5 protein-coding genes and 1 pseudogene are annotated in these 7,920 nt (G+C 70.5%); 1 reads left to right on the forward strand and 5 read right to left on the reverse strand.

The genetic code is table 11. The features are described from left to right. Positions 1 to 184 precede the first annotated feature (184 nt). On the forward strand, positions 185 to 1,417 hold the full coding sequence (gene ligD / locus FVP77_RS10215) for a non-homologous end-joining DNA ligase (protein WP_147894363.1): 1,233 nt from the start codon (positions 185 to 187) through the stop codon (positions 1,415 to 1,417). Positions 1,418 to 1,459: 42 nt separating this feature from the next. Here the strand turns inward: ligD and FVP77_RS10220 are convergent, their stop codons facing one another. The 5 genes and pseudogenes from FVP77_RS10220 to FVP77_RS16830 form a co-directional block, all read right to left on the reverse strand. Then, positions 1,460 to 2,833, reverse strand: coding sequence for a glycosyltransferase (locus FVP77_RS10220; RefSeq protein ID WP_147894364.1), 1,374 nt, complete (start codon positions 2,831 to 2,833; stop codon positions 1,460 to 1,462). Then, positions 2,830 to 3,279 carry a nitroreductase/quinone reductase family protein gene (locus FVP77_RS10225; protein WP_147894365.1) on the reverse strand — a complete coding sequence of 150 codons (450 nt, stop codon included), beginning with the start codon at positions 3,277 to 3,279 and terminating at the stop codon, positions 2,830 to 2,832. Before FVP77_RS10225 ends, FVP77_RS10220 begins: the two co-directional genes overlap by 4 nt. Before the next feature lie 135 nt (positions 3,280 to 3,414). Next, positions 3,415 to 4,995, reverse strand: coding sequence for a glutamine-hydrolyzing GMP synthase (gene guaA / locus FVP77_RS10230; RefSeq protein ID WP_147894366.1), 1,581 nt, complete (start codon positions 4,993 to 4,995; stop codon positions 3,415 to 3,417). Further along, positions 4,992 to 5,507 carry a DUF3817 domain-containing protein gene (locus tag FVP77_RS10235; protein WP_147894367.1) on the reverse strand — a complete coding sequence of 172 codons (516 nt, stop codon included), beginning with the start codon at positions 5,505 to 5,507 and terminating at the stop codon, positions 4,992 to 4,994. The genes guaA and FVP77_RS10235 overlap by 4 nt, the downstream gene beginning before the upstream one ends. 80 nt (positions 5,508 to 5,587) lie before the next feature. Continuing rightward, a pseudogene (locus tag FVP77_RS16830) lies at positions 5,588 to 7,920 on the reverse strand (hypothetical protein); the annotation flags it as partial.

A 7,920-nucleotide genomic window follows, 5' to 3' on the forward strand; every position in this document is an offset into this window, starting at 1 on the left:
GCCCGGTTCCGCTCCCCCTACCCGGAATGTGGCGCATTCCTGCAACTGACCACACCGATTCGTACGGTCGATCGACGGATGCTGTGGCAGTCGGCGCCCCGTCGGCGGGCACCCGCCGACCGGGGCGATGGGGCGGCGGCGCAAGGCCTGGTCGCAGCATCCTCGACCCGACTAGCCTCGCGCCATGACCCCGTCGAAGACACCCGCCGAGACCCTCGAGATCGCCGGGCACGAGGTGCGCGTGACGAGCCCCGACCGCGTCGTCTTCCCGCAGGCTGCGCTGACGAAGCTCGACATCGTGCGCTACTACGTCGCCGTTGCCGACGGGGCGCTGCGAGGAGCGGGCGGGCGCCCCATGGTGCTCAAGCGCTTCGTGAAGGGCATCGACGAGGAGGCGTTCTTCCAGAAGCGGGTGCCCGAGAAGCACCCCGACTTCATCGACACCGCCACCCTCCACTACGCGCGGGGGACCTCCGCCGAAGAGACCGTGGTGAGAGATGCCGCCGGGCTCGCATGGGTCGCCAATCTCGGATGCCTCGACCTCAACCCGCATCCGGTGCGCGCCGAAGACCTCGACCATCCCGATGAGCTGCGGGTGGATCTCGACCCCATGCCGGGCGTCGAGTGGGCGCAGATCGTGGATGTCGCGATGATCGCCCGCGAGGTGCTCGACGATCACGGTCTCGTCGGCTGGCCCAAGACGAGCGGGTCGCGGGGCCTGCACATCCTCGTGCGCATCGCGCCCGAGTGGGATTTCGCCGCGGTGCGGCTCGCGGCCGAGACTCTGGCCCGCGAGGTCGAGAACCGTGCGCCCGGCCTTGCGACCGCGCGGTGGTGGAAGGAGGAGCGCGGCGAGAGCGTCTTCGTCGACTTCAACCAGAACGCGAAGGACCGCACGGTGGCGTCGGCGTACAGCATCCGTCCGCTCCCCGACGCGCGCGTGTCGACCCCGCTCGCCTGGGACGAAGTGCGCGCACGCCGACCGGAGGAGTTCACCGTCGCGACCGTGCTCGAGCGCTTCGCGGCCATCGGAGACCCGCACCGCGGTATCGACGAGGCCGCCGGGCGTCTCGACGGCCTGCTGCGGCTCGCCGACGAGCTGGGCCCCGCCGAGAAGCCGCCGACGGCCTCGGACGGCACGGGGCGGCGCGCCTCCACCATGCCCCTGATCGAGGTCGCACGCACGAAGACGAAGCCGGAAGCCCTCGAGGCCCTCGAGACGTGGAAGACGACGCACGAGCGGCCGGCAGCGATGCTGCACCCCGCAGACGTGATGATCGACGGCATGCGCGGGTCGAGTTCCCTCTGGTACCGCGTGCGCGTCAACCTGCAGCACGTGCCCGAGGCGGAGCGCCCGCCGCAGGAGCCGCTCCTCGCCGACTACGACCCTCCCCACGGCCCCTCCACGCAACGCTGACCCGGCGCACGGAGCCCAGGCGCCACCTCCGCGGGCGCGCGGTCAGCCGCGCCGCGCGGGACGCCGGACGGCCTGCTCCACCACCGCGGCGAAGGCGTCCATCGTTCGTTCGGGGGTGAACCGGGCTGCGGCGACAACGGCCTCGGCCGACAGCCGTTCCCGCAGCGCGTCATCGCCGAGCACGTCCGCCAGCGCGGCCGAGAGTGCGGCGACGTCGCCATCGGGCACGAGCACTCCCCCGCCGTCGCGCAGCATGTCGCGCGGGCCGTAGCGGATGTCGAACACCACCGCAGGAGTGCCGTGCGACAGCGCCTCGGCGAGAGCGAGGCCCTGGCCCTCGAAAGCTGAGGTGGAGAGGTAGACGGATGCGGCGTCGAGCACGCCGGCGACGTTCTCCGTCGCGCCGCGCAGCACGACGCGCTCCCCGGCCCCGAGATCGTCGATGAGCGCCTGAAGCGCCCCGCGCTCTGCCCCGTCGCCGTAGATGTCGAGCGTCGCCCCCGGCACGGCCGCGTCGACGAATCCTCGGATCGCGAGATCCACGCGCTTCCCGGGCGCGAGCCGGCCCACGACGACCACGCGGCCGGGCTCGCGTGCCGCGATCGGAACAACGGATGCGGGGGCCACCACCGCGTGCGGGACGACCGCGTGCACGCCCGAAGGTCCGAAACGCGAGACGACGTCACCGCGCTGCGATGGGGTCGGCCACAGCACGGCGTCGAACCGGTCGGCGATCGAGAACCACCGAGACCACAGCGGGTTGAGGGGCGCGTCGGCGGTGAACGGCGGCTCGAGGTGGGTCGTGTGCACGGTGTGCAGCAGACGCACGGCGGGTGCGTCCCACCCGCTGAGCAGCTCGCCGAGCTGACGGGATTCGCAGATCACGACCACCGGGCGCTCGATCCGCGCGCGCAGATCCTCGACCACTCGGTCGAGCCAGGAGCGGTAGAGCGCTCCGAAACCGGCGAGGATGCCGACGGGCGATCCGTCCGCGTCGTGCACGATGATCGGTGCCGCCGTCAGGTGCCAGTCGGGGTCGCCCGCGATCACCGGCAGCGACACGACCGCGCGGCCCGCAGCATCCCCCACCTCCCGGTAGGAGAGCGAGGGGTCGACATCACCTGGCGTAGCGGCCTCGCGCAGCCACCGCGCGGCCCCGCCCCGCGGGTCCGCTGCTTCGTCGAAGAGGTTGCGCAGCCGCTCGGGGACGTCGAGCATGCCACGACGGACGAACTCGGACCGGTGCTGGGCGTGGGCCTCCGGGGTGCCGGGGTCGACCGTCAGCAGGACGGTCTCGGCACCGGCTTCGCTCATCTGCCGGGCCCGCGCGAGTGTGGCTACCGTGTACCCGCCGTCGAGTCCGGGAATGAGCCGGCTCGACAACACGAGGTACCACGCGTCGGGGAATCCTGTCACGGGCGCGCTCGTCCTATCCGGAACACGGGGAACCCCGGAGCGATCTCGGCGAGCTTCTCATCGGAGGAACCGGCGTCCACACCCTCGAAGAAGCGACCGACCTCCCACGCCCAGGCCTTCAGGTAGGCGCGCAGGATCGGGGGCTTGTCGGCGTCGGACACCTCGACGGCGGCGAACGCCTCGACTCGGCGTCCGGCGCGGAGTTCGCCCTCGCCCGAGACCCGGAGGTTGCGCACCCACTGCGCGTTGCCGCGCGGGGCCACGAGGTAGCGTTCACCACCGACCCGGAGCGGGTTGACCGGCGTCGTGCGCCACTCGCCGCTCGATCGCCCGCGCACGGCGAGCACTCGGCTGCCGGCGAGCGGGAGCCCGATCCGCGTGAGGAACCCCACGACGCGGTTGAACCCCTCGTCCATCGCCGTGGGCCGCACGAATCTCTCGCTCATCCCCTCATCCTTCTCTGTTCACGAGAATTCAGCATCATGGCGAGACCGCCGAACCGCGCACGGATCGCGGCTGAAGGCGCAACGAGCCAGCGCCCTCCCACTCGACTCAGCGCGAGACGCGCACGACCGCGCGAGTCACTCCCATTCGATCGTCCCCGGCGGCTTCGACGTCACGTCGAGCACGACACGGTTGACGTCGCGCACCTCGTTGGTGATGCGGTTGCTGATCTTCGACAGCACGTCGTAGGGCAGACGCGTCCAGTCAGCCGTCATCGCGTCCTCGCTCGAGACGGGGCGCAGCACGATCGGATGCCCGTAGGTGCGACCGTCGCCCTGCACGCCGACGGATCGCACGTCGGCGAGCAGCACGACGGGGCACTGCCAGATCTCGTTGTCGAGGCCGGCCTTGGTCAGCTCTGCGCGCGCGATCGCGTCGGCGTCACGCAGAATCTCGAGGCGGTCAGCGGTGACCTCACCGACGATCCGGATGCCGAGGCCGGGCCCCGGAAACGGCTGGCGACCGACGATCGCCTCGGGGAGGCCGAGTTCGCGTCCGATCGCGCGCACCTCGTCCTTGAAGAGGGTGCGCAACGGCTCGACGAGCTCGAACTGGAGGTCTTCGGGAAGGCCTCCGACGTTGTGATGGCTCTTGATGTTCGCGGTGCCCGTACCGCCGCCGGACTCGACGACGTCGGGGTAGAGCGTTCCCTGCACCAGGAAGCGGATCGGCTCGCCGTCGGCGGCGGCCTCGGCGACGAGGTCGCGCTCGGCGGCCTCGAACGACCGGATGAATTCGCGCCCGATGATCTTGCGCTTCTGTTCGGGGTCGCTCACGCCGGCCAGCGCCTCGAGGAACTGCTCACGCGCGTCGACGGTGATCAGGCGAACGCCGGTCGAGGCGACGTAGTCGTTCTCGACCTGCTCGCGCTCACCCTTTCGCAGCAGCCCGTGGTCGACGAAGATCGCGGTGAGCTGATCGCCGACGGCCTTGTGCACGAGCGCGGTCGAGACGGCGGAGTCGACTCCGCCGGAGAGCGCGGAGATCACGCGTGCCGAGCCGATCTGCTCGCGGATCCGGTCGACCTGCTCGGCGATGACGTTGCCGCTGTTCCAGTCGGCGGCCAGGCCCGCAGCCTTGTGGAGGAAGTTCTCGATCACGCGCTGACCGTGGTCGGAGTGCTTCACCTCGGGGTGCCACTGCACGCCGTACATCCGGCGGGCGTCGTTCGCGAAGGCGGCGACCGGGGTCGCGGCGGTGCGTGCCAGCACGTCGAACCCCTCGGGGGCGCGTGAGACCTGGTCGCCGTGGCTCATCCAGACGTTCTGCTCGGCGGGCTGGCCGTCGAGCAGCGTGCCCTCGGTGACGATCGTCGCATCGGTCGCGCCGTATTCGCGCAGGCCGGTGTTCGCGACCTCGCCGCCGAGCGCCTTCGCCATGACCTGGAAGCCGTAGCAGATGCCGAGCGTGGGTACGTCGAGGTCGAACACCCCGGAGTCGAGCGAGGGAGCACCCGGCTCGTACACCGACGAGGGGCCGCCGGAGAGGATTATGCCGACGGGGCTCTTGGCGGCGATCTCTTCGGCCGTGGCCGTGTGAGGGACGATCTCGCTGTAGACGCCGGCCTCGCGGACGCGGCGCGCGATCAGCTGCGCGTACTGCGCGCCGAAGTCGACGACGAGGACGGGACGTTGAGAGGTCTCGGTCTGTTCGGTCAACGGGTGCCTTCCGGGGCGGGAACGGATGCTTCGGCCGCCTCGCGTTCTGCGAGGTAGGTGGTGACCTTCCGGGCCGTGACGGCCTCGAGGAAGAAGGAGAGGAGCGGCACGACGCCGCCGAGCGCGAGGAAGATGAAGCGCGGGAAGGGCCAGCGCATGAGGCTCCAGATGCGGAAGCACGAGAACAGGTAGACGACGTAGAACCAGCCGTGCGCGACGAGGATCGCGAGGGAGATGTTGACGCCGTCACCGGTGGAGATGATCTCGCACCCGTTGCCGCCGGGCAGGAACAGCGAGAACCACTCGCAGGCCGGGCCGGGTATCGCCTGGGCGAAGTAGAGGAACCCGCGCGTCCCGCCGGCGAAGAGCTCGACGTGCAGCGGGGTGTACTTGAGGATCATCTCGGTCAGGAGCAGCAGCAGGCCGACACCGGTGATGACCGAGCAGATCTGGTAGAACTTCAAGGCTCCGCGGATCGCAGGAAACGATGCGAGTTTCGGGGCTCGAGGCATGGGCTCCATTCTAGACGGCGGCGAAAAGACGAACCGCCCTCCCCCACGAGGGGAGAGGGCGGTCGGTCGATGTCGAACGATCAGCTCTTCGGCAGCGTCACCTGGATGAGACCGGTGGGGTAGCGGTCGCGCGCCGAGACGTAGAGCAGGTCGCGGTCGGCATCGATCGAGACGCCGTAGACCTTGTTGCCGTAGGTGTGCGCCGAGAGCCTCTTGACCTCGCTCAGGTCGGACGCGGCGAACACGGTCGCCCCCGACTGCTCGAACGTGGTGCTCTGATTGCCGACCACCACCAGGCCACCGTCCACCGCGATCGAGCGATAGTCGGCGTTCGCGACGCTCCGGCGCTTCTGCAGCACCAGGTCGCCGCCGTCGTAGACGCGGATGCCCTCGGTCGACCCGCTCGCGTCGCTGTTGCTGATGTAGAGCAGATCGCCGGCCGCGTCGTAGGCGACACCGTGGGTGCGCCAGGCTCCCCCGTCGGCGACGCCGGCCACCGTCTGCATCAGCTCGCCCGTCTTCGCGTCGGCGACGTCGAAGCCGGCACCGCGCGTTCCGCCGTACACGAGCCCGCGCTGGAGGTCGACGTCCATGCCGCGGACCCCGCCGGAGAAGGCGAACGGACCGCGGACGACTGCGCCCGTGTCTGCGTCGAGCACGACCCAGTTGCTGCCGTAGGCGACGTAGAGCACCTCGTTCGCGGCGTCGTAGGCGATGTCGCGCAGTCCGTCCCCGGTGAGCCCTTCGGGCACGGTGATGGTGCGCTTCACGACATCGGCGACGGGGTCGACGACGTGGATGCGGGCGGGGCGCATCTCGTTCGCGACGAAGAGATCGCCCGTCGCGGGGTCGACCGCCGTGCCGACCGGGAGGATCTGCGGCTCCTCGCCCTCGGTCGGAATGGCGGTGAGTCCGCGCGCGATCCACGGCTCGACCGGCACCTCGGGCTCGGGCAGTGCCGCAGGAAGCGTCACCCGCACCAGGCCCGCGGGATACCGATCGCGCGCCGAGACGTACAGCCGGTGCGTCTTCGTGTCGATCGAGACCCCGTAGACCTTATTGCCGTAACGGTGCTCCTCGAGACGCTCGACCAGGCCGAGCCCGTCAGCGTGGTAGATCGAGACCCCGGAGTCGTCGAAGGTCATGCTCTGGTGTCCGACGACGACGGTGGCGGTCGCGGAGTCGACCGCGATCGAACGGAAGTCGGCTCCCGCGATGTCGAGCGTGTCGACCAGCGAGTAGTCGGCGCCGCTGTAGACCCGGATCCCCTGCGTGGATCCGGCGGTGTCGCTGTTGCTGACGTAGATGAGATCGTTCACCGCGTCGTACGCGACACCGTGGGTGCGCCAGGCGCCTCCGTCGGCCGGTGCCTCGACCGCACGGATGAGCGCGCCCGTCGTGGCATCGCGCACGTCGAACCCGCTGCCGCGCAGGCCGCCGAAGACCCGCCCGCCCGCGAAATCGACGTCCATCCCGCGGACCCCTCCGGAGGAGAAGGCGAACGGGCCGGCGACCTTCGCGCCGGTCTGCGCGTCCATGACCACCCAGTTGTCACCGAAGGCCACCGTGAGGTGCCCTGTCGCGGCGTCGAAGGCGATGTCGCGCAGGCCGTCCTGCGCCGGGTCGGTCGTCGGTGCCGACAGGGTGCGCACGATGGTGTCGGTCTTCGGATCGACGACGTGCACACGGGCGGGCCGCTGCTCGTCGGCGAGGTAGACCAGGCCGGTCGCGGGGTCGACCGCCGAGCCGACGGGGCGGATCTCGGTCGCGCCCTCCGCCGTCGCGGTCGGGATCGCGGTCAGCGCAGTCGCCGTCCACGGGTCCTCGGTGGGCACCTCGGGCTCCGTGGGCTCCTCGGGTTCGGTCGGCTCTTCGGGCTCGGTCGGCTCTCCGTCGCCGGTACGGATGCTGACGGTCACCGCCTTCGGCTCCACTTCCTCGCCCGGAGGGTTGAGGCGGAAGTCGCGGTTGGCGACGAAGACCCGCTGGTCCTCCTCGTCCACGACGATGCCGTAGCCGTCCTTGCCGAACGCGGGCCCCGCCTTGTCGGCGAGCTGCGCGCCCGTCTCGAGCGCGTGCACCGAGAAGCCGCCGCTGTCGGCCGACGTGCCCGTGTACCCGACGTAGAGCAGACCTCGCTCGCTGTCGATGTCGACCTGACGCGCTCCGGGGCGCACCTCCTTCTCCCAGAGGAGTCGGAAACCGTCGCTCGCGGCGAACGCCTGCAGGTCGGGGGTGCCGACGACACCCTGGAACTTCGTGGTGACGATCGTGCCCGTTTCGGGATCGGCGGCGACGTAGTACGCGTCCTTCGTACCGTTGATCACGCCGAGCGACTCGCCGGTCGAGGCCCGGAAGACCTCCACGCCGCGCGCGGGAACGGCCACGTAGACGTAGTCGTTCGCCGGGTCGA

Source organism: Microbacterium hatanonis (genome assembly GCF_008017415.1).
Taxonomy (GTDB): Bacteria; Actinomycetota; Actinomycetes; order Actinomycetales; family Microbacteriaceae; genus Microbacterium; species Microbacterium hatanonis.

Coding starts and splice junctions, on each gene's coding strand:
- ligD (WP_147894363.1), top strand. CDS start 185: ATGACCCCGTCGAAGACACCCGCCGAGACCCTCGAGATCGCCGGGCAC.
- FVP77_RS10225 (WP_147894365.1), bottom strand. CDS start 3,279: ATGAGCGAGAGATTCGTGCGGCCCACGGCGATGGACGAGGGGTTCAAC.
- FVP77_RS10235 (WP_147894367.1), bottom strand. CDS start 5,507: ATGCCTCGAGCCCCGAAACTCGCATCGTTTCCTGCGATCCGCGGAGCC.